This window comes from Streptomyces sp. NPDC090442 (assembly GCF_044769405.1).
GTDB lineage: Bacteria > Actinomycetota > Actinomycetes > Streptomycetales > Streptomycetaceae > Streptomyces.
Map to the genome: position 1 here is coordinate 272,758 of NZ_JBIVXW010000001.1, position 25,537 is coordinate 298,294.

Annotated in this window: 21 protein-coding genes; 11 read left to right on the plus strand and 10 right to left on the minus strand. The window is 70.0% G+C overall.

Going from position 1 to position 25,537, the window contains the following annotated elements:
* Nucleotides 1-6 precede the first annotated feature (6 nt).
* A complete protein-coding gene (locus ACIQU6_RS01245; protein WP_403479535.1) occupies nucleotides 7-2,253 on the minus strand; it encodes a DUF6049 family protein in 2,247 nt (748 codons plus the stop codon).
* Between the two features lie 247 nt (nucleotides 2,254-2,500).
* Here ACIQU6_RS01245 and ACIQU6_RS01250 point away from each other — a divergent pair, with 247 nt between their 5' ends.
* The gene (locus tag ACIQU6_RS01250) at nucleotides 2,501-3,976 is read left to right on the plus strand and encodes a CCA tRNA nucleotidyltransferase (protein WP_403479536.1); all 1,476 of its coding nucleotides are present in this window, start codon (nucleotides 2,501-2,503) and stop codon (nucleotides 3,974-3,976) included.
* A 155-nt stretch (nucleotides 3,977-4,131) separates the two neighbouring features.
* Here ACIQU6_RS01250 and ACIQU6_RS01255 read toward each other — a convergent pair whose 3' ends face one another.
* The 4 genes from ACIQU6_RS01255 to ACIQU6_RS01270 form a co-directional block, all read right to left on the minus strand.
* Nucleotides 4,132-4,740, minus strand: coding sequence for a hypothetical protein (locus ACIQU6_RS01255; RefSeq protein WP_403479537.1), 609 nt, complete (start codon nucleotides 4,738-4,740; stop codon nucleotides 4,132-4,134).
* A 111-nt stretch (nucleotides 4,741-4,851) separates the two neighbouring features.
* Nucleotides 4,852-6,111: an MFS transporter gene (locus ACIQU6_RS01260; RefSeq protein WP_403479538.1), complete on the minus strand. Its 1,260-nt coding sequence runs from the start codon at nucleotides 6,109-6,111 to the stop codon at nucleotides 4,852-4,854.
* Between the two features lie 74 nt (nucleotides 6,112-6,185).
* Nucleotides 6,186-7,268, minus strand: coding sequence for an inositol-3-phosphate synthase (locus tag ACIQU6_RS01265; RefSeq protein WP_403479539.1), 1,083 nt, complete (start codon nucleotides 7,266-7,268; stop codon nucleotides 6,186-6,188).
* 59 nt (nucleotides 7,269-7,327) lie between these two features.
* On the minus strand, nucleotides 7,328-7,999 hold the full coding sequence (locus ACIQU6_RS01270) for a helix-turn-helix transcriptional regulator (RefSeq protein WP_403479540.1): 672 nt from the start codon (nucleotides 7,997-7,999) through the stop codon (nucleotides 7,328-7,330).
* A 361-nt stretch (nucleotides 8,000-8,360) separates the two neighbouring features.
* Here ACIQU6_RS01270 and ACIQU6_RS01275 point away from each other — a divergent pair, with 361 nt between their 5' ends.
* Nucleotides 8,361-11,012: a transglycosylase domain-containing protein gene (locus ACIQU6_RS01275; RefSeq protein ID WP_403479541.1), complete on the plus strand. Its 2,652-nt coding sequence runs from the start codon at nucleotides 8,361-8,363 to the stop codon at nucleotides 11,010-11,012.
* A gap of 122 nt (nucleotides 11,013-11,134) precedes the next feature.
* Nucleotides 11,135-12,616 carry a glycosyltransferase family 87 protein gene (locus ACIQU6_RS01280; RefSeq protein ID WP_403479542.1) on the plus strand — a complete coding sequence of 494 codons (1,482 nt, stop codon included), beginning with the start codon at nucleotides 11,135-11,137 and terminating at the stop codon, nucleotides 12,614-12,616.
* Between the two features lie 81 nt (nucleotides 12,617-12,697).
* Here ACIQU6_RS01280 and ACIQU6_RS01285 read toward each other — a convergent pair whose 3' ends face one another.
* The 3 genes from ACIQU6_RS01285 to ACIQU6_RS01295 form a co-directional block, all read right to left on the minus strand.
* Nucleotides 12,698-13,729 (minus strand): alanine racemase, encoded by a 1,032-nt coding sequence (locus tag ACIQU6_RS01285; protein ID WP_403479543.1) that lies wholly within the window; start codon nucleotides 13,727-13,729, stop codon nucleotides 12,698-12,700.
* Between the two features lie 53 nt (nucleotides 13,730-13,782).
* Complete coding sequence (locus tag ACIQU6_RS01290) at nucleotides 13,783-14,901, minus strand: lipid II:glycine glycyltransferase FemX (protein WP_403479544.1); 1,119 nt, start codon at nucleotides 14,899-14,901, stop codon at nucleotides 13,783-13,785.
* A gap of 137 nt (nucleotides 14,902-15,038) precedes the next feature.
* Nucleotides 15,039-15,356: a hypothetical protein gene (locus ACIQU6_RS01295; protein WP_403479545.1), complete on the minus strand. Its 318-nt coding sequence runs from the start codon at nucleotides 15,354-15,356 to the stop codon at nucleotides 15,039-15,041.
* A gap of 229 nt (nucleotides 15,357-15,585) precedes the next feature.
* Between ACIQU6_RS01295 and rpsF the strand changes: the two genes are divergently transcribed.
* From rpsF to rplI, 4 genes are all read left to right on the plus strand, one after another.
* Nucleotides 15,586-15,876 carry a 30S ribosomal protein S6 gene (rpsF, locus tag ACIQU6_RS01300; RefSeq protein WP_018542659.1) on the plus strand — a complete coding sequence of 97 codons (291 nt, stop codon included), beginning with the start codon at nucleotides 15,586-15,588 and terminating at the stop codon, nucleotides 15,874-15,876.
* A gap of 82 nt (nucleotides 15,877-15,958) precedes the next feature.
* Entirely contained in the window at nucleotides 15,959-16,552 is a 594-nt protein-coding gene (locus tag ACIQU6_RS01305) for a single-stranded DNA-binding protein (RefSeq protein ID WP_274914620.1), read from the plus strand.
* A gap of 126 nt (nucleotides 16,553-16,678) precedes the next feature.
* Nucleotides 16,679-16,915 carry a 30S ribosomal protein S18 gene (gene rpsR / locus ACIQU6_RS01310; RefSeq protein ID WP_003978893.1) on the plus strand — a complete coding sequence of 79 codons (237 nt, stop codon included), beginning with the start codon at nucleotides 16,679-16,681 and terminating at the stop codon, nucleotides 16,913-16,915.
* A gap of 18 nt (nucleotides 16,916-16,933) precedes the next feature.
* Nucleotides 16,934-17,380: a 50S ribosomal protein L9 gene (gene rplI / locus ACIQU6_RS01315; protein ID WP_274914619.1), complete on the plus strand. Its 447-nt coding sequence runs from the start codon at nucleotides 16,934-16,936 to the stop codon at nucleotides 17,378-17,380.
* An 83-nt stretch (nucleotides 17,381-17,463) separates the two neighbouring features.
* On the opposite strand, the gene ACIQU6_RS01320 is transcribed toward rplI, so the two are convergent.
* The gene (locus ACIQU6_RS01320; RefSeq protein WP_403479546.1) at nucleotides 17,464-18,330 is read right to left on the minus strand and encodes a trypsin-like serine peptidase; all 867 of its coding nucleotides are present in this window, start codon (nucleotides 18,328-18,330) and stop codon (nucleotides 17,464-17,466) included.
* 40 nt (nucleotides 18,331-18,370) lie between these two features.
* A complete protein-coding gene (locus tag ACIQU6_RS01325; protein WP_403479547.1) occupies nucleotides 18,371-19,708 on the minus strand; it encodes an MATE family efflux transporter in 1,338 nt (445 codons plus the stop codon).
* 460 nt (nucleotides 19,709-20,168) lie between these two features.
* On the opposite strand from ACIQU6_RS01325, the gene dnaB reads away from it, so the two are divergent.
* The 4 genes from dnaB to ACIQU6_RS01345 all read left to right on the plus strand — a co-directional run bounded on the left by dnaB (nucleotide 20,169) and on the right by ACIQU6_RS01345 (nucleotide 25,374).
* The gene (dnaB, locus tag ACIQU6_RS01330) at nucleotides 20,169-21,647 is read left to right on the plus strand and encodes a replicative DNA helicase (protein ID WP_403479548.1); all 1,479 of its coding nucleotides are present in this window, start codon (nucleotides 20,169-20,171) and stop codon (nucleotides 21,645-21,647) included.
* 178 nt (nucleotides 21,648-21,825) lie between these two features.
* Nucleotides 21,826-22,959, plus strand: a complete 1,134-nt coding sequence (locus ACIQU6_RS01335) for a MerR family transcriptional regulator (RefSeq protein WP_403479549.1) — start codon at nucleotides 21,826-21,828, stop codon at nucleotides 22,957-22,959.
* A gap of 475 nt (nucleotides 22,960-23,434) precedes the next feature.
* Nucleotides 23,435-23,716 carry a hypothetical protein gene (locus ACIQU6_RS01340; protein ID WP_403479550.1) on the plus strand — a complete coding sequence of 94 codons (282 nt, stop codon included), beginning with the start codon at nucleotides 23,435-23,437 and terminating at the stop codon, nucleotides 23,714-23,716.
* Nucleotides 23,717-23,898: 182 nt separating this feature from the next.
* A complete protein-coding gene (locus tag ACIQU6_RS01345; protein ID WP_403479551.1) occupies nucleotides 23,899-25,374 on the plus strand; it encodes a serine hydrolase domain-containing protein in 1,476 nt (491 codons plus the stop codon).
* The last annotated feature ends 163 nt before the right edge of the window (nucleotides 25,375-25,537 follow it).

Sequence of the window (25,537 nt, forward strand, 5' to 3'; positions counted from 1 at the left end):
CGTCTATCAACGGTCCACTTTCTCACCTGAGGCGGAGGGCCCGGACTTCTCCGAACCGGTGTCCGGCGTGCGGTCACTCGGCTGCTCGGGGCTGTCGCCGCCGGGGTTGCCGCTGTCGCCGCCCTCACCATCGGCGGTGGCACCGCCGTTGTCCTCGCCGTTCTCCTCGTCCCCGGCGTCCTCGGCGGCCGCCCGCTTGCGCTGGAGGTAGATCCGCACGCCGGCCAGCACGAGCAGCAGGACACCGCCGGCGATGACGAGCATCACAGTGGCGGTGATCTCCGTGACGTTCACCCGGAACGTCATGGGCTCACCGTAGGGCGTGCCGTTCGCGGTGTAGAGCTGGGCGGTCACCAAGGCGAGACCGTTGGCGTTCGCCGTGGTCTCGAACTTGAACGACTGGCTGTGCCCGCCGTCCACCTTGATCTCCTGGGACTTCCCGACGTCCAGTCGGTTGGGCTGCGACGAGGTCAGCCGCAGCGTCATGCCCTGGACGCCTTGGAGGAGGTTGTTCTGCACCGTCACCGGGATCGTGGCGCTGCGCCCGGAGAGCGTCGCCTCGGTCTTCGGGATCAGGCGGACCTTCTTGGTCAGGCCGTCGAGGTAGTCGCGCACCGAGGTGCGGAAGGCGGTGGCGCCCTCGGAGTCGCCCCGCCACGACGTCGACATCTCGCGCATTATGGCGTTGCCGAACGGCGTGACCACGCGCTCGGGGTGGGCCAGAACCACCTTGAAGTCGTCCAGCGCGGCCTGGGTGTCCTCGATCTGCCGGAAGGCGTCGGTGGGGAGCTCCTGCTGGCGCAGCGCCGACGGGTACGAGGAGCGGCCGGGGATCTGACGGTTGGCGGCCGGGTCGGGCTTCGCCTTCGCCGCGTCCCCCAGCTTCGTCGACTGGACCCAGCCGGCCTGCTCCAGGTTCCGCAGCGCGCCGGCCATCGCCTGGGCCTGGGTCGCCGAGGGCATGCGCTGCGGCGCGACGACGATGCTGCGCTGCTGCTCGGGGTTCTCCAGGCCGATCATCTGGGCCTCGGCGAGGAACTCCTGGATCGCCAGGCTGGCGTTCCCCGACTTCGACATGTCGCCCTCGAAGGCCCGGGAGAGCTGGGCGTCGGTGACGATGGCGGTGTTGCCGCCGCCGATGGGCCGGGCCGCGGTCGGGGTGTACGGCAGGTCGTTGTCCCGCAGGCTGTCGCTGCGGGTGATGACGTTGTGGGCGCCGGCCGAGGTGGCGACGTCGACGATCGAGGAGTCGATGGCGCCGTCCACGGGCCAGGTGAAGTCGGTGCGCGGCTTCACGCCGAGGATGGTGTCGACGGCCTTCGAGGCGAGTTCGGTGGCCGGGCCGAGGTGGCCGAGCGAGCTGGGCACGCTCTTGCCGTGGTGCGCGAGCGAGGCCAGGTCAGGGTCGCCGAAGGGCAGGGCGACGACCTCGTGGCCCTTCACGGCGTTCTGTAGATCGTTGAGCCACTGCTTGGCGACGGCCTGGTTCTTGCCGACTGGCCCGTCCGGGTCGTGCACGTGGTACGGCTTGGTCATCGCCTCGACGGTCGCGAGCAGGTCGGGGTCGACGACGAAGGTCACCGGGAGATTCTTGCCGAGCTCGACCATCTTCTGGAGCCGGCCGCCGGGGGCGATCTCCGACGCGAGGCCGTCGTTGCGGAAGACCGGCGTCTGCTGGGCGTCGGCGCCGGTCTCGGCCGTGAGGTGGGTGGTGGAGATCAGCGGCCACAGGTAGGTGAGCTGGGTCTTCTTCGACGGCGCGGCGCCCTGCCAGGGCAGCAGGGTCCGGTCGATGCCCAGGACCTGGTCGTACGACGCGCTCGGGCCGTGACCGGACAGGGTCACGCCGAGCGGGTAGACCCCGTCGCTGCTGAGGCCGAGGTCCTTGACCGGGACGTTGAGGGTGAAGGTCCGGCTGGTGCCCGGGTCGAGCCGGTCGATCTTCTCGGTGTGGCCGCCGATCTCCTTGCCGTCGGCGTCCGGCAGATAGCCGGTGCGTTTGGTCACGGCCTGGACGGAGCTGCGGTCGTTGAGCGCCGCGCCGCGGTGCAGCCCGACGTGGGCGTCGGTGATCGCGCTCTTGGTGTCGTTGGTCAGCGTGCCGGAGACGGTGACCGTGTCGTCCTTGCCGGGGGCGACCGGGGACATCGCGTTGATCGTCACGTTGACCGGGTGCGAGGCGGCCCGAGCCTCGGGGGCGTGGGTGACCTGCAGCGTCCCCACGAGCAGGGGTACTCCGGTGAGCAGCGTCACGGTCCTTCGCAGCCATCGGCCACGCGGCCGTTCAGTCGCCTGGAACCCTGCCGCATCGGCCACGCGCTCGCCCGTCCCTCGTCGTCGTCAGTGGTCGTCGGAATGTGCGTCCACGAATGGTAACGAGGCCCGGCGCGCCGTAGTGCCGGGGACTGCGCCACATGATCATGACGGCGGGGTCTGGGGGCCGCTGTCCCCTTTATTAACGTGACGCCGCGGGCCGCGCGGCAACGTACCCTTTTCTGTTGTGCCGAACGCCAACAATGACTTCCCCACCACGCGGTCCGAGCAGACTCCGCAGTCGACGAACGCGCTGAACCACGTGCAGCGCCGTGCCGTGAGCGAGCTGCTGCGGGTTTCCCCCGTCGCGGACGACCTGGCCCGTCGCTTCCAGGAGGCCGGGTTCACGCTTGCCCTGGTCGGCGGGTCGGTCCGGGACGCGCTGCTCGGCCGGCTCGGTAACGACCTGGACTTCACCACTGACGCCCGGCCTGAGGACGTGCTGAAGATCGTCCGGCCGTGGGCGGACGCGGTCTGGGAGGTCGGCATCGCCTTCGGCACGGTCGGCTGCAAGAAGGACGCGTTCGACATCGAGGTCACGACCTACCGTTCGGAGGCGTACGACCGCACCTCGCGCAAGCCCGAGGTGTCCTACGGCGACTCGATCGAGGACGATCTGATCCGCCGGGACTTCACGGTCAACGCCATGGCAGTGCTGCTTCCGCAGAAGGAGTTCGTCGACCCGCACAACGGCCTGGAGGACCTGGCGGCCCGCGTGCTGCGGACTCCGGGGACGCCGCAGGAGTCGTTCTCCGACGACCCGCTGCGGATGATGCGGGCGGCCCGCTTCGCCGCGCAGCTGGACTTCACGGTGGCGCCCGAGGTCGTCGAGGCGATGACGGCGATGGCGGAGCGCATCGAGATCGTCTCCGCGGAGCGGGTGCGCGACGAGCTCAACAAGCTGATCCTGGCGCCGCATCCGCGCAAGGGCCTGCGGCTGCTGGTCGATTCCGGGATCGCGGACCGGGTGCTGCCGGAGCTGCCCGCGCTGCGCCTGGAGAGCGACGAGCACCACCGCCACAAGGACGTCTACGAGCACACGCTGACGGTGCTGGAGCAGGCCATCGACCTTGAGGACGACGGGCCCGACCTGGTGCTGCGGCTGGCGGCGCTGCTGCACGACATCGGCAAGCCCAAGACGCGGCGCTTCGAGAGCGACGGTCGGGTCTCCTTCCACCACCACGAGGTGGTCGGGGCGAAGATGACCAAGAAGCGCATGACCGCCCTGAAGTACTCAAACGACATGATCAAGGACGTTGCGCGCCTGGTGGAGCTGCATCTGCGGTTCCACGGGTACGGCACGGGCGAGTGGACGGACTCCGCGGTCCGCCGCTACGTCCGGGACGCCGGCCCGCAACTGGACCGTCTGCACAAGCTGACCCGCTCGGACTGCACCACGCGCAACAAGCGCAAGGCTGCCGCGCTCTCGCGGGCCTATAACGGGCTGGAGGAGCGCATCGACCTGCTCCAGGAGCAGGAGGAGCTGGACGCGATCCGCCCGGACCTGAACGGCAACGAGATCATGGAGATCCTCGACGTCGGCCCCGGCCCGCAGATCGGCAAGGCGTACAAGCACCTGCTGGAGCTGCGGCTGGAGCACGGTCCGATGGGCCGCGAGGCCGCGGTGGCCGCTCTCAAGGAGTGGTGGGCGACGCAGAGTTGAGGCGCCGGGCCCCGTGGCGACCGTGAAACCGGCGATGTTTCACGTGAAACCGGGCGAGGTGCGACGGGGCGGTGTTTCACGTGAAACACGGCGGCAGAGGCTCTGCCGTTTCACGTGAAACACCGCCCCGCGGTGCAAGTACGCTGATTCCGTGGCTACTTGACGTTCTGGAGGCAGAGTACGAACCGGGTGTCGGAGGCCCGGCGGCGGTGCTGGACCTCCGAGTAGGCGTTGGTGTCGCTCGGGCAGAGCGAGGTGTCCGTGGTGTCGGTGTGGACGGCCGTCACCTTGTACTTGGCCTCCGCCGTGCCGCAGTCCACCACCTTGAGATCCGGCTTGATCTCGTTGCCCTCGTTCTTCATGCAGTCGCCGGCCTTGGCGGTATCGGCGTCGTGCCAGCTACTCACCCAGGCCACCCCGATGACGATCAGGCCCACGACCACGACGATGCCCTTCAGGATCGCCTTGGGCGACCGTCCCTGGCGGGCCGACGGTGGGGGGACGGGAGCCCCGCCCTGCGGGAAGGGCTGCTGTGGCGCCTGCGGATAACCCTGCGGCGGCTGCTGTCCGTACGGCGGTTGCGGTTGCTGGGGATAGGCGTATCCGCCCTGGGGCGGGGGCCCGCCCTGCGGCTGCCCGCCCGGGGGCGGACCGTAGGCGGCCTGCGGCGGCTGGGGTGGCTGCGGGTAGGGCGGCTGGCCGTACGGCTGCTGCCCGTACGGAGGTTGGCCGTACGGGTTCTGCCCCTGCGGAGGCGTGGTCATGGGAAGTTCCCCCGAAATCTGGTGTGCCCGGACGTGCGGTGTCCGGGCGCGTGAAGTACGCCCGTAAGGTATCTGCTCCGCTGCAGGTGTCGGGGTGCCGGGGGCGGGCGCTCAGCGGCGCACGAAGCGGACCAGGGCCGCGGCGACCACCGCGTAGAGCGCGGCCACCACGACGATCAGGACCGCGGAGCGGCCGTCGGGCGGCAGCATCAGGGCGGCGACCGCGGCCGCGCCGACGAACGCGACGTTGAACAGCACGTCGTAGACGGCGAAGATGCGGCCGCGGAAGGCGTCGTCGACCGAGGACTGGACCACCGTGTCCGTGGAGATCTTGGTTCCCTGGGTGCCCAGGCCGAGGACGAAGGCGGCCACCAGCATCGGCGCCGGGCGGAAGAACAGCCCCAGTGCGGGCGCCAGGACCGCGCCCGCCGCGGCACAACAGGCCATCCAACCGAAGGCACCGAGCCGTTCGACCGCCCAGGGAGTGACCACCGCGGCCGCGAAGAAGCCGGCTCCCGAGACGGCGACGGTCACGCCCAGCAGCGCCAACCCCTCGGACGTGGTGCTGGACCAGGCGTACCGGCACAGCATCAGCACCATCACCGTCAGCGCGCCGTAGCAGAAGCGGACCACCGTCATGACGGTGAGCGCGCCGGCCGGGGTGGGACGGGCGGCGAGATGGCGCAGGCCCTCCACGAGCCCGCGCACGGTGCTCAACAAGGCGTCCTTGAGGTGTGGTTGGAGCGCCGAGGGGTCCGGCCCGAGGAGTTGCGGAGTCATCCGCAGGGCGGTGAGGGCGGAGCAGAGGTAGAGCACGGCGGCCAGCAGCACCACGAGCCCGTCCACGTCCGTGCCGGCCAGCCGGAGCGCGAAGGCCAGCCCGCCGCCGGCCGTCATGGCGAGCGTTCCCGCCGTGGGGGAAAGGGCGTTGGCCATCACGAGCTGGTGCCGGCCGTCGACCACGCGGGGCAGCGCGGCCGAAAGCCCCGCCAGGACAAAGCGGTTCACGGCGGTCACGCACAGCGCGGAGACGTAGAAGAGCCAGTCGGGGACCCGCATCGCGATCAGCACCGCGGTGAGCGCGGCGAGCAGGGTGCGCAGCAGATTGCCGTGGAGCAGGACCTGCCGCCGGCGCCAACGGTCGAGCAACACCCCGGTGAACGGCCCGAGAAGGGAGTACGGCAGCAGCAGGATCGCCATGGCCGAGGCGATCGCCTCGGGTGACGCCTGCTTCTCGGGCGAGAAGATGACGAAGGTGGCGAGCGCCGCCTGGAACACCCCGTCGGCGGCCTGCGAGAGGAGCCGCACGGCCAGGAGCGAACGAAAGTCGCGCAGCCGGAGTAATACGCGGAGATCGCGCGCAGCATGCATGAGGCACAGCCTCACACAGCCCGTCGGCCTCCGGGAGGATTAATCCGGAGGCCGACGGCGGGAGGGGGGAGCGCTTAGCGCTCGACCTCGCCGCGGATGAACTTCTCGACGTTCTCCCGCGCCTCGTCGTCGAAGTACTGCACCGGCGGCGACTTCATGAAGTAGGAGGAGGCGGAGAGGATCGGGCCGCCGATGCCCCGGTCCTTGGCGATCTTGGCGGCACGGAGCGCGTCGATGATGACGCCCGCGGAGTTCGGGGAGTCCCAGACCTCCAGCTTGTATTCGAGGTTCAGCGGGACGTCGCCGAAGGCGCGACCCTCAAGGCGGACGTAGGCCCACTTGCGGTCGTCCAGCCAGGCCACGTAGTCGGACGGGCCGATGTGGACGTTCTTCTCGCCCAGCTCGCGGTCGGGGATCTGGGAGGTGACCGCCTGCGTCTTGGAGATCTTCTTGGACTCCAGGCGCTCGCGCTCCAGCATGTTCTTGAAGTCCATGTTGCCGCCGACGTTGAGCTGCATCGTGCGGTCCAGGACGACGCCCCGGTCCTCGAAGAGCTTGGCCAGCACGCGGTGCGTGATGGTGGCGCCGACCTGGGACTTGATGTCGTCACCGACGATCGGGACGCCGGCCTCGGTGAACTTGTCCGCCCACTCCTTGGTGCCGGCGATGAAGACCGGGAGGGCGTTGACGAAGGCGACCTTGGCGTCGATGGCGCACTGCGCGTAGTACTTCGCCGCGTCCTCGGAGCCGACGGGGAGGTAGCAGACCAGGACGTCGACCTGCCGGCCCTTGAGCACCTGGACGATGTCGACCGGGGCCTCGGCGGACTCCTCGATCGTCTCGCGGTAGTACTTGCCCAGGCCGTCGAGGGTGTGGCCGCGCTGGACCTGGACACCGGTGTTCGGCACGTCGCAGATCTTGACGGTGTTGTTCTCGCTGGCGCCGATGGCGTCGGAGAGGTCGAGGCCGACCTTCTTGGCGTCAACGTCGAAGGCGGCCACGAACTCGACGTCGCGGACGTGGTATTCGCCGAACTGCACGTGCATGAGGCCGGGCACGCGGCTGTTCGGGTCGGTGTCCTTGTAGTACTCGACGCCCTGTACCAGCGAGGCGGCGCAGTTGCCCACGCCGACAATGGCTACGCGAACCGAACCCATTCCGGTTGCTCCCTGTGATCTCGATGAGGACCTGTAGGGCAGGGCCTCATGTGGTGGTGTCATTCGGACGGGTCCGGCCGGGAACCACCCCGGTGCCGGGGCAGGCCGCCCGTGTCTCCTGACTGGTTGTTCTTGTCCTGCGCTGTGGAGTCCTCCGGTGCGCGCTGTGCGCGCCCGGTGCGCTCGCTCTCGATGAGCTCGTTGAGCCAACGGACCTCGCGCTCCACGGACTCCATGCCGTGCCGCTGCAGTTCGAGGGTGTAGTCGTCCAGTCGCTCGCGGGTCCTGGCCAGGGAGGTGCGCATCTTCTCCAGGCGCTCCTCCAGCCGGCTGCGGCGGCCTTCCAGCACGCGCATCCGCACGTCCCGCGACGTCTGGCCGAAGAACGCGAAGCGAACACCGAAGTGTTCGTCCTCCCAGGCGTCCGGCCCGGAGTGGCTGAGCAGCTCCTCGAAGTGCTCTTTGCCCGCCGGGGTCAGCCGGTAGACGATCTTGGCCCGGCGTCCGGTGAGTGCCGTGGCGGGAACGCCCTCCGGGGCGCCACCCGTTTCCTCGACGAGCCAGCCGTTCGCGACCAGCGACTTGAGGCAGGGGTAGAGCGTGCCGTAGCTGAAGGCGCGGAAGACCCCGAGCGAGGTGTTGAGCCGCTTGCGCAACTCGTAACCGTGCATCGGGGATTCCCGGAGCAGGCCGAGGACGGCGAATTCGAGGATGCCGGAACGCCTGCTCATCCTCCGCCTCCTAGGCCCTGTGCGGTCTTTATCTCGATCTGATGTATCGAGTCGATACATCCAGACGATAGATCGGCGCCCTGAGCGGAACAAGAGGGTCGACGGTGAACGGCGTCACATCACTTATTCGTGCGACGCAACCTGACTGTTTTGGAGTGAATTTCAACACTGGGCAGGTTTTGGCCGTGCGTAGTCTGTGCGGCATGCAGACTGCCGGGAACCGTGGGCCTATACGTGGCGTCCCTGACCTCGGTGTAGTGCGGCCCGCGCGTCAGGAGCGGGCCGTGCACTGGGGGGACCTGAAGCCAACTGCCGCCTTCAGGCGACGAGAGAGCGCGCCTGTCCGAGGAGTATTCGTTCCATGAGCGAGCACCGTCGCAAACCACCCCAGCCGCAAGGTGGCGGGCGTGCCGCTGCCAGACGCGCCGCACAGCCTTCCGGACGCCGCGCTGCTCCGTCGCGCGGCGCTGATGCCACCCCTCCGCCGCCCCAACCCCGGCCGGGTGGCCGCGCCGAGGCCCGTCGGGCTGCCCAACGGGGCGGCCGGCGCAAGGCGTTCGACTCCGCAGCCATGGCGTCCGGCGGTGGCGTCGGCCAGGGCGGCGGTCGCCGCGGTGGTGGCGGCGGTGGCGGTGAAGGGGGGCGTGGACGAGGCCGTGGCGGCGGAAAGCCGCCCAGGAAGCGCTTCATTGACTACCCGCGTGCCAACCACACCGGTTGGCGACGGTGGATGCCGTCCTGGAAACAGGTGGCCAGCATCTGCGTCGGGACCGCCGCGCTGGTTGTCGGCGCGGCCGGCGTCGGGCTCGCGATGGTGCAGGTACCCAACGTGAACCAGGCGGCCAAGTCGCAGAACAACGTCTACCTTTGGTCCAACGGCAAGATCATGGCCCGCGACGGCGAGACCAACCGTCAGGTGGTCGGGATCAGCGAGATCCCGAAGTCCATGCAGTACGCGGTGATTTCCGCCGAGAACGCCTCGTTCGAGACCGACCACGGCGTCGACCCCATGGGCATCCTCCGGGCCCTGGTCAACATGGCCCGGGGCGGTGACACCCAGGGCGGTTCGACCATCACTCAGCAGTACGTCAAGAACGCGATGCTGAGTCAGGAACAGACCATTGACCGGAAGTTCAAGGAACTGTTCATCTCGGTCAAGGTCGGCTGGAAGCAGACCAAGCCCGAGATCCTCCAGGGCTACCTGAACACCAGCTACTTCGGTCGCGGTGCCTACGGGATCCAGGCCGCGGCACAGGCGTACTACGGCAAGGACGCCTCCAAGCTGGACCCGAGCGAGAGCGCCTTCCTGGCCTCCGTGCTCAAGGGCGCCAACCTCTACGACCCTGCGGGCGGCATCGGCGCGAGCGCCACGCCGGCCGCGAACACCGCGCGGGCCAAGGAGCGTTGGGCCTGGATCCTCGACCGCATGGTCGCCAACAACCACCTGCCGCAGGCGGACGAGGCCAAGTACAAGGCCAAGGGCTTCCCCACCCCGCTGAAGCCCAGGCCGGTGGCGAGCAAGGGTGGCCAGATCGGCTACCTGATCGACGTCGCCAAGAAGTACGTCCTCAAGAACTCGGACATCAGTGAGGCGCGCTTCGACAAGGGCGGCTACACGGTCCAGACGACCTTCGACGAGAAGAAGACCAAGGAACTCGCCGCCGCGGTGCAGAAGGTCAACGACCGCTACATCGACCCGAAGAAGCGGCCGGACAAGGACAAGTACGTCCAGTTCGGCGGTGCTTCGGTGGTGCCGGGTGACGGCCGGATCGTGGCCCTGTACGGCGGCGAGGGCTACGACAAGGGGCACTTCAGCAACAACGCCGACACCTTCGGCGTGCCGGTCGGCTCGACCTGGAAGCCGTTCGTCCTGTCCGCGGCGATGAAGTACGGGAAGGCCGGCAGCGGTCAGCCGCTCTCGCCGGAGAGCAAGTACAACGGCGACGACCACCTCAAGGTGAAGAACTCGGACGGCTCGTACGTGCTGAAGAAGGACGGTTCGCCCTTCTACCAGGTGAACGAGAGCAACTACCCCTGGGGCTACATCTCCTTGCGGAAGGCGATGGAGCAGTCGGTCAACACCCCGTTCGTCCAACTCGGCATGGACGTCGGCATGGACAAGGTGCGGTCCATGGCGCAGGCCGCGGGCATCTCGAAGTCCAGCTTCGACAGGAACCTCAACCCGTCGTTCGCACTGGGTACTTCGACGCCGAGCGCGATCCGCATGGCGGACGCCTACGCCACCTTCGCCGCCTCCGGTACGCAGGCGGAGCCCTACTCGGTGACCAAGGTGGTCTCCGAGGGCAAGGAGCTGCCGGGCTTCGAGAAGCCGGCTCCGAAGCCGAACGCCATCGACGCGAACATCGCCAACAACGTCACCGACGTGCTCCAGAACGTGATCAAGAACGGCACCGGCAAGAACGCCCTGAAGCTGGGCATGCCGGCCGCGGGCAAGACGGGTACCACGGACGAGAACAAGTCGGCCTGGTTCGTTGGCTACACCAAGCAGTTGTCGACCGCCATCGCCATGTTCCGCGAGGACGCCCAGAATCCACGCCAGCTGTCGATGAACGGCGTCGGTGGCTTCGACTCGATCCACGGTGGCGCGCTGCCGACCGAGGTGTGGACGCAGTACATGATGCAGGCGATGTCCGGGATGACTGCGCAGCAGTTCCCGGAGGCCCAGCCGATCGGGCAGGTCATCAACGAGCCCGGCATGCCCTCCCCCACGCCGACGCCCACGCCGAGCATCACGCAGTCGCCGAGCCCGACTGCCACGCCCAGCCAGACGGCCACCCCGACGGGCAGCGGCAGCCCGACGCCAACCAAGAGCTGCTCGCCCTGGGACCTGCACTGCAAGGACCACGGAAGCAACGCAGGGACCACCGGCGGCGGCCCGGGCGGACCGGGTGGTAACACCGGCGGGGCGTCTCCCGGCACACCCGACCCGACCAGTGGTGGGGGCACCGGCGGAGGCATCTTCGGCGGGCCCACCGGAGGTGAGACGGGCTGAGCGTTTCCCGTGAAACGTTGACGCGTTTCACGTGAAACATGGCTCGACGAAGCCCCCGACCCGGCGCGACCGGGCGGGGGCTTCGTCGCGTTCGTCCCCGGCTCGTACGGCAGGATGGGGCCATGACGAGCCTGCGACAGGACGAGCCCGTTCGGCCGACGAAACGGGATGAGGTGGCCGCGGCCGGCAGCGAGCTGATCGGCGGGCCGATCGGCCGGCGTGCCCTGCTCGGGGTGCACCGGCTGACTCCGGTACGGGTGGTCGCGCTCGTCGCCCTCGGCATGTTCGCGCTCGGCATGGTGCAGAAGCTGCCCTGCTACAACGGCGGCTGGTTCTTCGGCGCCACCAGCCAGTACGTCCACGCCTGCTACTCGGACATCCCCCACCTCTACTCGGGCCGGGGCTTCGCCGACGGCCTGATCCCCTACTTCGACAAACTGCCCGGGGACATGCAGTACCTGGAGTACCCGGTGCTGACCGGGCTCTTCATGGAAGTCGCCTCGTGGCTGACTCCGCACGGCGGGGCGATCCAGGGCCGGGAGCAGATCTACTGGCTGGTCAATGCCGGCATGCTGATGGTCTGCGCCGCCGTCATCGCGGTCTGTGTGACCCGAACCCACCGGCGGCGCCCGTGGGACGGTCTGCTGGTGGCCCTGGCGCCGGCCTTCGCCCTCACCGCCACCATCAACTGGGACCTGTTGGCGGTCGCCCTGACCGCCGCCGGCATGCTGATGTGGTCGCGCAGTCGCCCGCTGGCGACCGGCGTCCTGATCGGGCTGGCGACCGCGGCGAAGCTCTATCCGGTGCTGCTGCTGGGCCCGCTGCTGGTGCTGTGCTGGCGGGCCGGGACCTGGCGCGCATACGGGCGGACCGTCCTCGGCGCGGCGGTCTCCTGGCTGGTGGTGAACCTGCCGGTGATGATCGCCCACGATGCCTCCGGCTTCCACATCCGGGAGGGCTGGGCGAAGTTCTACACCTTCAGCCAGGAGCGGCCGATCGACTTCGGCTCGCTCTGGCTGTTGCTCTCCCAGCGCACCGGCAACCCGCTGGAGAACGCCAACCTCTACGCGACGCTGCTGATGATCGTCGGCTGCGGCGCCCTCGCGCTGCTGACGCTCTACGCCCCGCGTCGACCGCGCTTCGCCCAACTCGCCTTCCTGGTCGTGGCGTTGTTCATCCTCACCAACAAGGTCTACTCGCCGCAGTACGTCCTGTGGCTGATCCCGCTGGCCGCGCTGGCCCGACCGCGCTGGCGGGACTTCCTGATCTGGCAGGCGTGCGAGGTCATGTACTTCCTGGGGATCTGGATGTACCTGGCCTACACCGGCAACGGCGACAAGCACCAGGGGCTGCCGCCCGAGGGGTACCAACTGGCCATCGCCCTCCACCTGTTGGGCACCCTCTATGTGTGTGCCATGGTCGTCCGGGACATCCTGATGCCCGAGCGCGACGTGGTCCGCAGGGACGGGGACGACGACCCCTCGGGTGGTGTCCTGGACCGCAGCTCCGATGTCTTCGTGCTCGGGCGGACGGCCCACGAGCCGCAGCGCGCGGTGCGCTTCGAGGCGACACCGCGGGTGCGCTGGGGCATCGCGCGGGACTGAGCGACGGAACGCGTCAGGGGCCCGGTGCCGCGGAGAGTTCCGCGGCACCGGGCCCCTGACGTCGTGTGCGGGCCGGCCGGCTCAGCGGTCCACGACGCGGTCGTACTGCGTGGTGGTGTGCCGAAGGTGGGCCACCAACTCCTCGCCCACCTTGGGCTCGGGGGCGTCGCCCGGGACGAAGAGGATCGACACCTGCATGTGCGGGGGCTCGGCGAACCAGCGCTGCTTGCCGGCCCAGACGTACGGCGCCAGGTTGCGGTTGACGCTCGCCAGGCCGGCGCGGGCCACGCCCTTGGCGCGCGGCATCACCCCGTGCAGCGCCTTGGGCGACTCCAGGCCCACGCCGTGCGAGGTGCCGCCGGCCACCACGACGAGGTAGCCGTCCGAGGCCGCCTTCTGCTGGCGGTAGCCGAACCGGTCGCCCTTGGCGACGCGGGTGACGTCGAGGACCGAGCCGCGGTACTCGGTGGCGTCGTGGTCGCCGAGCCACAGCCGGGTGCCGATCCGGGCCCGGAAGCGGGTCTGCGGGAACTGCTGCTGGAGCCGGGCGAATTCGTCGGGCTTGAGGTGGCTGACGAACATGGTGTGCAGCGGGAGGCGGGCGGCGCGCAGCCGGTCCATCCACCCGATGACCTCGTCGACGGAGTCGGAGCCGTCGGTGCGGTCCAGCGGCAGGTGGATCGCGAAGCCCTCCAGCCGGACGTCCTCGATGGCCGCGGCCAGCTTCGGCAGGTCCTCCGGCTGGACGCCGTGCCGCTTCATGCTGCTCATGACCTCGATGACGACACGGGCGCCGACCAGCCCGCCCACGCCCTCGACCGAGGAGACCGAGCGGATCGCCCGATCGGGCAGCGGCACCGGCTCCTCGCCGTGCCGGAAGGGCGTCAGCACCAGCAGGTCGCCGCTGAAGTAGTCCTTGATCTGGGCCGCTTCGTAGGTCGTGCCGACCGCGAGGATGTCGGAACCGAGCCGAGTGGCCTCCTCGGCGAGGCGCTCGTGGCCGAAGCCATAGCCGTTGCCCTTGCAGACCGGGACCAGCCCGGGGAACTGCTGGAGAACGCTCTGCTGATGCGCCCGCCAGCGCGCGGTGTCGACGTAGAGGGTGAGCGCCATGGCCGGCCCGGAACCTTTCTCGTGGGGGTGTGTCAGGAGTACGGACGGAGCGGTCAGCGGCGCGACATGTAGATGTCGAGCGCCTTGTGCAGGAGCTTGTTGAGCGGGAAGTCCCACTCGCCGAGGTACTCCGCCGCCTGCCCGCCCGTGCCGACCTTGAACTGGATCAGGCCGAAGAGGTGGTCGTTCTCGTCCAGCGAGTCGCTGATGCCGCGGAGGTCGTAGACCGAGGCACCGAGCGCGTGGGCGTCCTGGAGCATCCGCCACTGCATCGCGTTGGAGGGCCGGACCTCGCGGCCGATGTTGTCCGAGGCGCCGTACGAGTACCAGACGTGCCCGCCGACGACGAGCATGGTCGCGGCGGAGAGGTTCACCCCGTTGTGGCGGGCGAAGTAGAGCCGCATGCGGTTCGGGTCCTCGGCGTTGAGGGCGGACCACATGCGCTGGAAGTAACTGAGCGGGCGCGGCCGGAACTGGTCGCGCTTCGCGGTGATCTCGTAGAGCCGCTGCCACTCGTCCAGGTCCTGGTAGCCGCCCTGGACGACCTCGACGCCGGCCTTCTCGGCCTTCTTGATGTTGCGGCGCCACAGTTGGTTGAAGCCCTTGTGGACCTCTTCGAGCGGCCGGCCGCCCAGCGGGACCTGGAAGACGTAGCGGGGCTGCACGTCGCCGAAGCCGGCGCCGCCGTCCTCGCCCTGCTGCCACCCCATGCGGCGCAGCCGGTCGGCGACCTCGAAGGCGCGCGCCTCGATGTGGCTGGCCTCGACATCCCGCAGCCGCTTGACGTCGGGGTCCTGGATGCCCGACTTGATCGCGGCGGAGTCCCAGCGGCGGATGACCACCGGCGGGCCCATCTTCACGGAGAAGGCGCCCTGCTGCTTGAGGTGGCCGAGCATCGGCTGCAGCCAGTCCTCCAGGTTCGGCGCGTACCAGTTGATGACCGGGCCCTCGGGAAGGTAGGCGAGGTACCGCTTGATCTTGGGAAGCTGGCGGTAGAGGACCAGACCGGCGCCGACCAGCTCGCCGGACGCGTCGAACCAGCCCAGGCTCTCGGACCGCCACTCGGCCTTGACGTCAGCCCAGGCCGGGACCTGCATGTGGCTCGCCGCGGGCAGGCTCTGGATGTATGCCAGATGCTGCTCTCGACTGATGGTCCTCAGGGTCAGGCTCATGCGGGGCGCTCCTCGGCTGGTGTGTCCCCACGGTCGGGGCTCCGGCTCTCGCGCCGAAGCCTACTGTGACCCGGGAGCGCCCCGTTTGGGCTGTACGGGACCGGGCTCCGTACAGCCGCCGCCGTGACGGGTGCGGTCTAGCCGATGACGCCGCCGAAGAGGCCGCCGTGGGCCAGGCCGATGTAGAACCCGACGCCGGCCGCGCCGAGCCCGATGATCAACAGGAACCGCTCCGCCGTCGTGGAGGAGATGTACTGGCCCCACAGGCCCGTACCGATCCCGATCAGGCCCACCCAGGAACTGACCAGGTGGAGGCTGGGGGAGAGAGCGGTGAAGGCGGCAATCGCTCCGAGGACGAGGGTCACGACCGCGAAGGTGTTCTCTACGGGATGGGTTTGGCCGTCGCTGTTGAGGATCGCGAGCAGATTCCGCTGGGTCCGTGCTGCCTGTGCCATACGGCACCTCCCACTGACGGGGCGGCGCACTGTAACGCCGCTCACACCCGTTGCGTTCCAGATTGCGGGGTCCGGCGGGCGGATTTCAACCGGAAGCACGGAGGCAGGTACTCTGTACGGTCTGCGCCCATGTCTGCCCGGATGACGGGCCGGCGGGCGCGGAAACGCATCACGACCCTCCTGCCACGGAACGACCGTGGCCGCTGAGTCCAAAGGAGGTGGGTTCACCATGCGTCACTACGAGGTGATGGTCATCCTCGACCCCGATCTGGAGGAGCGCGCCGTCGCCCCCCTGATCGAGAACTTCCTCTCCGTCGTCCGCGAGGGCAACGGAAAGGTCGAGAAGGTCGACACCTGGGGCCGTCGTCGTCTCTCGTACGAGATCAACAAGAAGCCCGAGGGCATCTACTCGGTCATCGACCTGCAGGCCGAGCCTGCGGTCGTCAAGGAGCTCGACCGTCAGATGAACCTGAACGAGTCGGTTCTTCGGACCAAGGTCCTCCGTCCCGAGACCCACTGAGCGCGTACGCGTTCAGCGGTAACCGGGTTCGAGTAGCAGCAACACCAGCAGCCAGCAGCACACCCGCCGAGAGGTTCCCCTAATGGCAGGCGAGACCGTCATCACGGTCGTCGGCAATCTTGTCGACGACCCCGAGCTGCGCTTCACCCCGTCCGGTGCGGCGGTCGCGAAGTTCCGCGTCGCGTCCACTCCCCGCACCTTCGACCGCCAGACCAACGAGTGGAAGGACGGCGAGAGCCTGTTCCTGACCTGCTCGGTGTGGCGTCAGGCGGCGGAGAACGTCGCCGAATCCCTTACGCGGGGTACCCGCGTGATCGTCCAGGGCCGTCTCAAGCAGCGGTCCTACGAGGATCGCGAGGGCGTGAAGCGCACGGTCTACGAGCTCGACGTCGAGGAAGTGGGCGCGAGCCTGCGGAACGCCACGGCGAAGGTCACCAAGACCAGCGGTCGCGGTGGCCAGGGCGGCGGCTTCGGCGGCGGCCAGCAGGGCGGCGGCCAGGGTGGCGGCGGCTGGGGCGGCGGCCCCAGCGGCGGTCAGCAGGGTGGCGGCGCTCCGGCCGACGACCCGTGGGCCACCGGTGGTCCCTCTGGCGGTGGCCAGGGTGGCGGCGGTGGCTGGGGCGGTGGCTCCGGCGGCTCCGGTGGCGGTGGCTACTCGGACGAGCCGCCCTTCTAGGTCCGGCCATGCGCTCCTCCGCCGGTGTTTCACGTGAAACGGCGTGTTTCACGTGAAACGAGGTCGGAGAGCGGCCGGCGCCTGAGGGCGTCAGCACACACTTCTTGAACTCACTGGAGAGAGACAATGGCGAAGCCGCCTGCTCGCAAGCCTAAGAAGAAGGTTTGCGTGTTCTGCAAGGAGAAGATCTCCTACGTCGACTACAAGGACACGAACCTGCTGCGGAAGTTCATCTCCGACCGCGGCAAGATCCGTGCCCGCCGGGTCACCGGTAACTGCACTCAGCACCAGCGTGACGTCGCCACGGCCGTGAAGAACAGCCGTGAGATGGCGCTGCTGCCCTACACGTCCACCGCGCGATAAGGGAAGGGTGACCGACACATGAAGATCATCCTCACCCACGAGGTCTCCGGCCTCGGCACCGCCGGCGACGTCGTTGACGTCAAGGACGGGTACGCCCGCAACTACCTGGTTCCGCGCGGTTTCGCGATCCGCTGGACCAAGGGTGGCGAGAAGGACGTCGAGCAGATCCGCCGCGGTCGCAAGATCCGCGAGATCGCCACGATCGAGCAGGCCAACGAGGTCAAGGCTCAGCTTGAGGGCGTCAACGTGAAGCTGGCCGTGCGTGCCGGCGAGGCCGGCCGCCTGTTCGGCTCGGTCACCCAGGCCGACATCGCCTCGGCGATCAAGGCCGCCGGTGGTCCGGATGTCGACAAGCGCCGCGTCGAGGTCGGTTCGCCGATCAAGACCCTGGGCGCGCACCAGATCTCGGTGCGTCTGCACGCCGAGGTCGTCGCGAAGCTGGGCGTCGAGGTCATCGCCGCCTGAGCGTAGTTCGCAGCGAACGCCAAAGGGCCGTACTCCCTCGTGGGGTGCGGCCCTTCGCGCTGTGCGGGCGGGCTGAGCGGTGGTCAGTCCTCGTCCTGGGCGCGCTTGTAGAGCTTGGCGATGTCGTCGTCGAAGTACGCGGCGTAGGAGACGTCGTCCTGGTCCCCGCCGCCCTCGTGACCGCCGAGGACGCCGATGACCGTGCCCGTGTGGCTCTTGGGGTCGTAGTCGGCCAGCCAGGGGCTGCCGCTGGTGCCGCCCTCGAAGTCGGTGCACTGGATGCGCATCTGGGTGTCGCTGAACTTCGTGGCGCGGTTCTGGCAGGAGATCGGGGTGTCCCGGCTGGTGGGGTAGCCGGTGATCTTGACCTCGTTGTCGAAGCCGCGGTCGATGCCGAGGGTGTTGCCGCCGAGGACGTCCTGGATCTGCTTGCCGTCCTTGGCGTCGAGGCTGAGGAAGGCGACGTCGAGGTCCTCGTCCTGCGACTTGGCCCAACGGTCGTCCACCACGACCTTGTTGACCTTCCACAGACCGGTGGGCTCGTTGCCGTTGCGGTAGTCCGGGGCGAAGACCAGGTCGTCCACCGGCTTGCCGGTGTCGGCGTCGAAGGCGCAGTGGGCCGCGGTGATCAGCATGTTCCGGCCCGGGCTCTGCACCACGCTCGCGGTGCAGAAGTGGGCACCGTGGTCGTCCTTCTCGAAGACCGCGCCGATCCGGCCGTTCTCCTCGGTCCTGCGCGGGGTGTAGGCGTTGCCGTCCTGGGGCGGGGCGGAGGCCGACGGGTCCTGGTCCTGGGGCGGCCCGCCGGGCTCGCCGGACTTGCCGTAACCGGCGGGGCCACTGCCGGCTCTGCTGTGGTGGTTCTCCTCCGCGGCGTAGCCCACCACTGCGGCTGCCCCGACGATGACGAGCGTCAGGGGCAGGACGGATTTCCTGGCAAGCGAGCGCACAAGGTCATTATCTGTGTAGGGCCGGAATTCGGCAGGTGCTTCATCGCGAGGCCCCGGTCACAATCCACCGTCCGGATCGGGTGCGCAGCCAGAGCGTCAGCATCCGGACGGTCATCATGAGGGCCATCGCCCACCACACGGCGACCAGACCGCCGCCCAGAGCCGGGACGGCCAGGGCGGCCGGGACGAAGACGGCCAGCGTCACCACCATCGCCCCGGCGAGGTAGGGCCCGTCCCCCGCGCCCATGAGGACGCCGTCGAGGATGAAGACGACGCCCGAGACCGGCTGGGTGACCGCGACGACCAGGAGCGCGGCGAGCAGTGGGTGTTGAACGGCGGGGTCGGTGGTGAAGAGGGGGATGAAGAGCGGTCGGGCGAGCGCCACCAGCACGCCGAGGACCACGCCGGAGGCGATGCCCCACTGCACCATCCGGCGGCAGGCGGCCCGGGCGCCGTCCTCGTCCCCGGCGCCGAGGTAGCGCCCGATGATGGCCTGCCCGGCGATGGCGATGGCGTCCAGCGCGAAGGCCAGGAGGGACCAGAGGGACAGCACGATCTGGTGGGCGGCGACCTCGGCGTCGCCGAGCTGGGCGGCGACGGCGGTGGCGATCATCAGCACCGCGCGCAGCGAGAGGGTGCGGATCAGCAGCGGGACGCCGGCCTGGGCGCAGGCCCGGATCCCGGCGGCGTCCGGGCGGAGTGAGGCACCATGGTGGCGGGCGCCGCGGACCACGACGACGAGGTAGGCGGCGGCCATGCCGCACTGGGCGATCACGGTGCCCCAGGCGGAGCCGGCGATGCCGAGGCCGGCGAGGTAGACCAGCCCGGCGTTGAGGGCGGCGTTGGCGGTGAAGCCGCCGATGGCGACGTAGAGCGGGGTCCGGGTGTCCTGGAGGCCGCGCAGGACTCCGGTGGCGGCGAGCACGACCAGCATCGCGGGGATGCCGAGCGCGCTGATCCGCAGGTACGTGGTGGCGTACGGGGCGGCGGCCGGAGAGGCGCCGAAGACCTCGACGAGCCAGGGGGCGGTGGGCAGGACGACGGCGATGACGGCCGCGCCGAGGAGCAGGGCGAGCCAGATGCCGTCCATGCCCTGGCGTATCGCCGCGGGGAGGTCGCCGGCGCCGACCCGGCGGGCGACCGCGGCGGTGGTGGCGTAGGCGAGGAAGACGAAGACCGAGACGGCGGTCGTGAGGAGGGCGGCGGCGACGCCGAGACCGGCGAGCTGGCGGGTGCCGAGGTGGCCGATGACGGCGCTGTCGACCATGACGAAGAGCGGTTCCGCGACCAGGGCACCGAAGGCCGGCAGGGCCAGCGCGATGATCTCGCGGTCATGGCGGCGGGGGGCACGCCGTGGCGTCGCGGGGGCCTGTGTCATGAGCGGCAATCTAATCGTCCACAGGTAACAGATGCAACTATCTTGTGATCCTTACTTTCCGCTCTGTGGAGGTGCCTTCTCTGTGGCGTTCGCGGCGATCATGAACAGGTTGCCGAAGTTTTTCTCCCCCACAGCCTATGGATGAGAAAAGCGCAGGTCAGGTGGGTGTGGATGGCGTAATTGTGTGCTTGTCCACAGAAGTTTCCCCCGGCCCGTGCACAGGATCCGGGGACTTCTCCACAGCTATGGGGCGGTCATCCACACGGCCTGTGGATAACCAGATTGGCGGACGGTGCGTGCGGGCCTACCGTGGTCCGGCACCCGCCGCCTGTTCCGGCCAGGAAACCCCGTCCGAACTCGACGCGCCGTAACCGGAGTCGGGCGACTTGATTGTCAGAGCTGTGCCGTAAGAAAGAACCGCACAGCAAGGTCCGCGTCGCGGACGGGAGGAGGTGCCGGGGTGAGCATTCCCGAGCCCATGGAAGACCCCTGGGCGGACTCCGGTCCGAGCGACCTGCTGCCGGCCGCCCGCTCCCGTCGGGGCGACGGCAAGGGCCGGGGGCGCGGCGACCGCCCGGACCGCGACGACGAGGGCGGTGGTTCCTGGTCCGGCGGCTTCGAGCGCGTCCCCCCGCAGGACCTCGACGCCGAGCAGTCCGTGCTCGGCGGCATGCTGCTGTCCAAGGACGCCATCGCCGATGTCGTCGAGGTGCTCAAGGGCGAGGACTTCTACCGTCCCGCGCACGAGCTGATCTACCAGGCGATCCTCGACCTCTACGCCAAGGGCGAGCCGGCCGACCCGATCACCATCGCCGCCGAGCTCACCAAGCGCGGCGAGATCGGCCGGGTCGGCGGCGGCTCGTACCTGCACACCCTGGTGCAGTCCGTTCCGACGGCCGCCAACGCCGAGTACTACGCGGAGATCGTCCACGAGCGGGCGGTGCTGCGCCGCCTCGTCGAGGCCGGCACCCGGATCACGCAGATGGGATACGCCGCCGACGGCGACGTCGACGAGATCGTCAACAAGGCCCAGGCGGAGATCTACGCCGTCACCGAGCAGCGGACCAGCGAGGACTACCTGCCGCTCGGCGAGATCATGGAGGGCGCGCTCGACGAGATCGAGGCGATCGGCTCGCGCCAGGGTCAGATGACCGGTGTGCCGACCGGCTTCACCGATCTCGACGCGCTCACCAACGGTCTGCACCCGGGCCAGATGATCGTGATCGCGGCCCGTCCGGCCATGGGTAAGTCGACGCTGGCGCTGGACTTCGCGCGGGCCTGCTCGATCAGGAACAACCTGCCGAGCGTGATCTTCTCGCTCGAAATGGGGCGCAACGAGATCGCGATGCGTCTGCTGTCCGCCGAGGCCCGGGTCGCGCTGCACCACATGCGCTCCGGCAGCATGACCGACGACGACTGGACGCGGCTGGCGCGCCGGATGCCGGACGTCTCGGCGGCGCCGCTCTACATCGACGACTCGCCGAACCTCTCGATGATGGAGATCCGCGCCAAGTGCCGCCGGCTGAAGCAGCGCAACGAGCTCAAGCTGGTCGTCATCGACTATCTCCAGCTCATGCAGTCCGGCGGTTCCAAGCGGGCCGAGAGCCGTCAGCAGGAGGTGTCGGACATGTCCCGAAATCTCAAGCTGCTGGCCAAGGAGCTGGAGCTCCCGGTCATCGCGCTCTCGCAGTTGAACCGTGGTCCCGAGCAGCGCACGGACAAGAAGCCGATGGTCTCCGACCTGCGTGAATCCGGTTCCATCGAGCAGGACGCCGACATGGTCATCCTGCTGCACCGCGAGGACGCCTACGAGAAGGAGTCGCCGCGGGCCGGCGAGGCCGACCTGATCGTGGCGAAGCATCGTAACGGTCCCACAGCGACGATCACGGTGGCCTTCCAGGGCCACTACTCGCGCTTCGTGGACATGGCGCAGACCTGAGCCGAGCGGGCACCCCGCGCCGAAGCGGTGGCGCCCGGCGGTCGGGCGGGGCGAACTGCCGCCGGACACCGACCCCGGGCAGATCGGGTTCGAGGCGATCGGCATCCGTCCGGGCTGACCCCACGGTCCGGCCTGGTGGTTTGACCTTCGAGTTGGTCGAAGCCCGACAATCGCGGCCATGGACGACGGGGAACTGTTGGGCATCGGCGCGTTCGCCCGATGCGTGGGGCTGACGCCGAGCGCGCTGCGCTTCTACGACGACTGCGGGGTGCTACGGCCGGACCGGGTGGACGCCGCCACGGGATACCGGCGCTACGGGTCCGGGCAGGTGTCGCGGGCGGTGCGGCTGCGACAACTGCGGGCGGCCGGGCTGCCGTTGGTGGACGTGGAGACCGTGCTCGACGGGCCCGAGGACGCGGCCCGGGACGTACTGCGGGCACATCTGGAGCGGACCCGGCGGGCGGCGGACGAGGCGCGGACCGTCGTGGAGGGCTTTCTGCGCGAGACGTCCGCGTACCCGGCCCGGTCCGCCGGCACGGCACGGGCGCGGGTGGACGGGCCGGAACTCGCCAGCGCGGTGCGTCAGGTGGGGCCCGCGGTGGCGACCGGCGGGGTGGCAGAGGAGTTCCCGGTGCTGGGGTGCGTGCTGCTCGAACTCGCCGACGGGGAAGTGCGGTTGGTGGCCACCGATCGCCATCGTCTGGCGGTGCGGGTGCTGCGGCCGGAGGGCTACGAGGGCGGTCCGCGGCGGGTGCTGATCGCGGCGGACCGCGCGCGGCGGATGGCCGAGTGGGCGGTACGGCAACCGGCGGTGGAGGTGGAGTGGTTCCCGGTCGCGGGGGACGCTCCGGGCGTCGCGCGGGTCCGGTTGCGGAGCGGTCGCGAGTGCTGGGACGTCGACGGGCCGGCCGTCGGAGCCGAGCCGGGGGAGTTCCCGGACTACCGGCTGATGCTGTCCGGGTTGGCCGCCGTCCGGCACCGGGTGATCGTGGACCGGGTCGGGCTGCGGGACGCGGTGGCGGAGCGGAGCGTCGGGCCGACCTCGCTGGCGTTCGGGCCGGACGCGGAGGGCGCCGCGGACGAGACGTTGGAGGTGTCGGGCGGGGAGACCCGGCCCGTACGGCTGCGCGCGGTGCGGACCGGGCCCGGGGTGCGCGTGGCCTTCGATCCGGCCGTCCTGGTGCCGGTGTTGGAGTCGGGCGTGGGGCCCGACGTGCTGCTGGAGATCGTGGCCGCGGACCAGCCCGTCGTCGTCCGTTCCGCGGACCAGGGGAGCTTCACGACGGTGGTGATGCCGGTGCGGGAGCGCTGAGGGGTGGGGAGCCGACGGGCAACGTGGAGAACCGGAGGGCGGGAACGGGCGATGGCTGAGGGGGAGAACGGGCGGATGGATCCGGAACTGCCGGTGGTGCGGCTGTGCGTGGCGGGCATGGAGGCCGAGGCGGAGGGTCGCCCCGGGGCGGCGCGGGAGCTCTTCCGACAGGCGTGGGACGGGGCCCGCGACGACTACGAGGCGTGCATCGCCGCGCACTACCTCGCGCGGCACCAGAACTCGGCGGAGGCGAGGCTGCGTTGGAACAGGGAGTGCTTGGACCGCGCCGACCTGGTCGGGGACGAACGGGTGCGGGGCTTCTATCCGTCGCTGTACCTCAACATGGGGAACGCGCATCGAGAGCTCGGCCAACGCGCCGCCGCCCACCGGTACTTCGTCCGCGCGGCCGAGCGGGTGGCCGAGGCCCCCCGAGGGGCAGTACGGCGACTGGAACCGCTTCGCCGTCGCGGAGGGGTTGCGCGAGACCGCGGGCGAGGGGGACGAGGCGGCCGCGGGGCACGGGAGCATGGGCGCGGGGGGTGTAGAGCCCCTGCGGGTTCTGTTCGCCCGCTGGTGTGAGCGGGGCGATCTCAAGGCGCTGGGGCTGACGTTGCCGGCCTATCTGGGTTTCTTGGGGACGGACGAGGACCGGATGCGGCTGCGGAGTGCGCTGCACATGGTGCATGCGGCGCGCTGGTTGCCCGAGGGCGAACAGGCCGTGCTCCAAGAGGTGTTGGGGGCTTTGGCAGCGTCGTGACGGTGCGCGTCGGGCGGTGTTTCACGTGAAACGGCGCGCTGCTGCATGCGGTTGTTTCACGTGAAACATGGCGGCGTCGTCGACGGCGGGCGGGCAGGATGGCGGCGCGGTGGGCGTCGTCCGCCGTTGACAGGGACCGGCCGGGCCGGTGCGGCCGGCGGGAAGTCTCATTGGGGAGCGTCATGACGGTCGTGGAGTCGACGGAGTCGCAGGAGCCCGGGGCGGGCGAGGGCGGGGTGGGCGCGGTGGTTCCGCGTGACGGTGTCGTCGTCGAAGTGGGTGAGGAGTACGCGGAGTTGTTGCCGCAGACGCGGCGGGGCTTGGTGCGACGGTTGGCGGTTGCGCAGTCCGAGGGGCGGGCGCCGTCGATGATGGGGGCGGTGGTCCGCGGGGGCCGGGTGGTGTGGGCGGGTGCCCGCGGCGCGGTGGACGGGAAGGTGCCGCACGGTGATGTGCAGTACCGGATCGGCTCGCTGACCAAGAACTTCGTGGCCGTGCTGGTGCTGCGGCTCCGGGACGAGCGGCTGCTGGGGCTGGACGATCCCATCGGGACCTACCTCAAGGACGTCCCCGTTCCGGAGGCGACGGTCGCCCAACTCCTCTCACACAGTGCGGGGTTGGCGGCGGAGTCGCGAGGCCCCTGGTGGGAGCGGACCGACGGCGGACTGCGGCCCGAGCCGGCCGATCTGTTCGGTGAACGGTCCCGGGTGCATCCGGTGGGGCGGCGCCACCACTACTCCAATCCCGGATACGCCGTGCTGGGGGCGCTCGTGGAGCGGCTGCGGGGTGGGACGCCGTGGGGCGAGGTCCTGCGGCGCGAGGTGTTGGAGCCGCTAGGCATGGCCCGGACGACGCTTCTGCCGGAGGCGCCGCACGCGGAGGGCTGGGCGGTCCATCCGTGGGCCGATGCGGTGCTGCCCGAGCCCGCGCACGACACCGGATTGATGGGCCCGGCGGGGCAGTTGTGGTCCACGGTGGAGGACCTGTGCCGGTGGGCGGCCTTCTTGCTGCGGGGCGACGAGCGGGTGCTGAGCGGGGCGAGCCTGGCCGAGATGCAGGAGCCCGCGGTGCCGCCGGAGGGCGACACCTGGGACGGGGGGTACGGGCTGGGCACGCAGCTCGTGCGGCGGCGCGGGCGGCTGCTCGCCGGCCACACCGGGTCGATGCCGGGGTTCCTGGCGACGCTGTGGACCGACCGGGGGCAGGACACGGCGGCGCTGGCACTGGCGAACTGCACCTCCGGCGTGCCGATCAGCACGGTGGCGGCCGACTTCCTGGAGATCGTCGCGAGCCAAGAGCCGCGGATCCCGGAGCCGTGGCGCCCGCTGCCGGGCCCGGTGGACGAGGCGCTGCTGGCCCTGACCGGGCCCTGGTACTGGGGCGCGAACCCGTTCGCGCTGCGGTTGATGGACGGGCGCGGGCTGGAGTTGATCACGCTGTCCGGCGGCGGGCGCACCTCGCGCTTCCGGGCCGAGGGCGACGGTACCTGGACCGGGCTGGACGGCTACTACGCCGGCGAGACGCTCCGCGCGCAGCGGGCGCCGGACGGCACGGTCACCCACCTCGACCTGGGGAGCTTCGTCTTCACCCGCGGGCCCTACGAGCCCGCAGGACCGGTGCCGGGCGGGGTGGACCCCGAGGGCTGGCGGGGCGTCTGACCCGGAGGCGGGGAACGGCAGCGGGGGCCGGTCGGGCGGCCCCCGCGCCGCGGGCCATCCGGGCCCGGGGAGGGGCCCGGACCCGGCCGACGGGGGTGCACCGGCGGACGTACAGTCGAGCGAGATGTCAGGAGCCGCCGCAGTGCGCGGCTCGCCACCGCTG

What these genes read in the sequence shown, in the direction of transcription:
- ACIQU6_RS01255 (WP_403479537.1), bottom strand. Translation starts at nt 4,740, where the DNA reads ATGACCACGCCTCCGCAGGGGCAGAACCCGTACGGCCAACCTCCGTAC.
- ACIQU6_RS01260 (WP_403479538.1), bottom strand. Translation starts at nt 6,111, where the DNA reads ATGCATGCTGCGCGCGATCTCCGCGTATTACTCCGGCTGCGCGACTTT.
- ACIQU6_RS01265 (WP_403479539.1), bottom strand. Translation starts at nt 7,268, where the DNA reads ATGGGTTCGGTTCGCGTAGCCATTGTCGGCGTGGGCAACTGCGCCGCC.
- ACIQU6_RS01270 (WP_403479540.1), bottom strand. Translation starts at nt 7,999, where the DNA reads ATGAGCAGGCGTTCCGGCATCCTCGAATTCGCCGTCCTCGGCCTGCTC.
- ACIQU6_RS01275 (WP_403479541.1), top strand. Translation starts at nt 8,361, where the DNA reads ATGAGCGAGCACCGTCGCAAACCACCCCAGCCGCAAGGTGGCGGGCGT.
- ACIQU6_RS01280 (WP_403479542.1), top strand. Translation starts at nt 11,135, where the DNA reads ATGACGAGCCTGCGACAGGACGAGCCCGTTCGGCCGACGAAACGGGAT.
- ACIQU6_RS01285 (WP_403479543.1), bottom strand. Translation starts at nt 13,729, where the DNA reads ATGGCGCTCACCCTCTACGTCGACACCGCGCGCTGGCGGGCGCATCAG.
- ACIQU6_RS01290 (WP_403479544.1), bottom strand. Translation starts at nt 14,901, where the DNA reads ATGAGCCTGACCCTGAGGACCATCAGTCGAGAGCAGCATCTGGCATAC.
- ACIQU6_RS01295 (WP_403479545.1), bottom strand. Translation starts at nt 15,356, where the DNA reads ATGGCACAGGCAGCACGGACCCAGCGGAATCTGCTCGCGATCCTCAAC.
- rpsF (WP_018542659.1), top strand. Translation starts at nt 15,586, where the DNA reads ATGCGTCACTACGAGGTGATGGTCATCCTCGACCCCGATCTGGAGGAG.
- ACIQU6_RS01305 (WP_274914620.1), top strand. Translation starts at nt 15,959, where the DNA reads ATGGCAGGCGAGACCGTCATCACGGTCGTCGGCAATCTTGTCGACGAC.
- rpsR (WP_003978893.1), top strand. Translation starts at nt 16,679, where the DNA reads ATGGCGAAGCCGCCTGCTCGCAAGCCTAAGAAGAAGGTTTGCGTGTTC.
- rplI (WP_274914619.1), top strand. Translation starts at nt 16,934, where the DNA reads ATGAAGATCATCCTCACCCACGAGGTCTCCGGCCTCGGCACCGCCGGC.
- ACIQU6_RS01325 (WP_403479547.1), bottom strand. Translation starts at nt 19,708, where the DNA reads ATGACACAGGCCCCCGCGACGCCACGGCGTGCCCCCCGCCGCCATGAC.
- ACIQU6_RS01335 (WP_403479549.1), top strand. Translation starts at nt 21,826, where the DNA reads ATGGACGACGGGGAACTGTTGGGCATCGGCGCGTTCGCCCGATGCGTG.
- ACIQU6_RS01345 (WP_403479551.1), top strand. Translation starts at nt 23,899, where the DNA reads ATGACGGTCGTGGAGTCGACGGAGTCGCAGGAGCCCGGGGCGGGCGAG.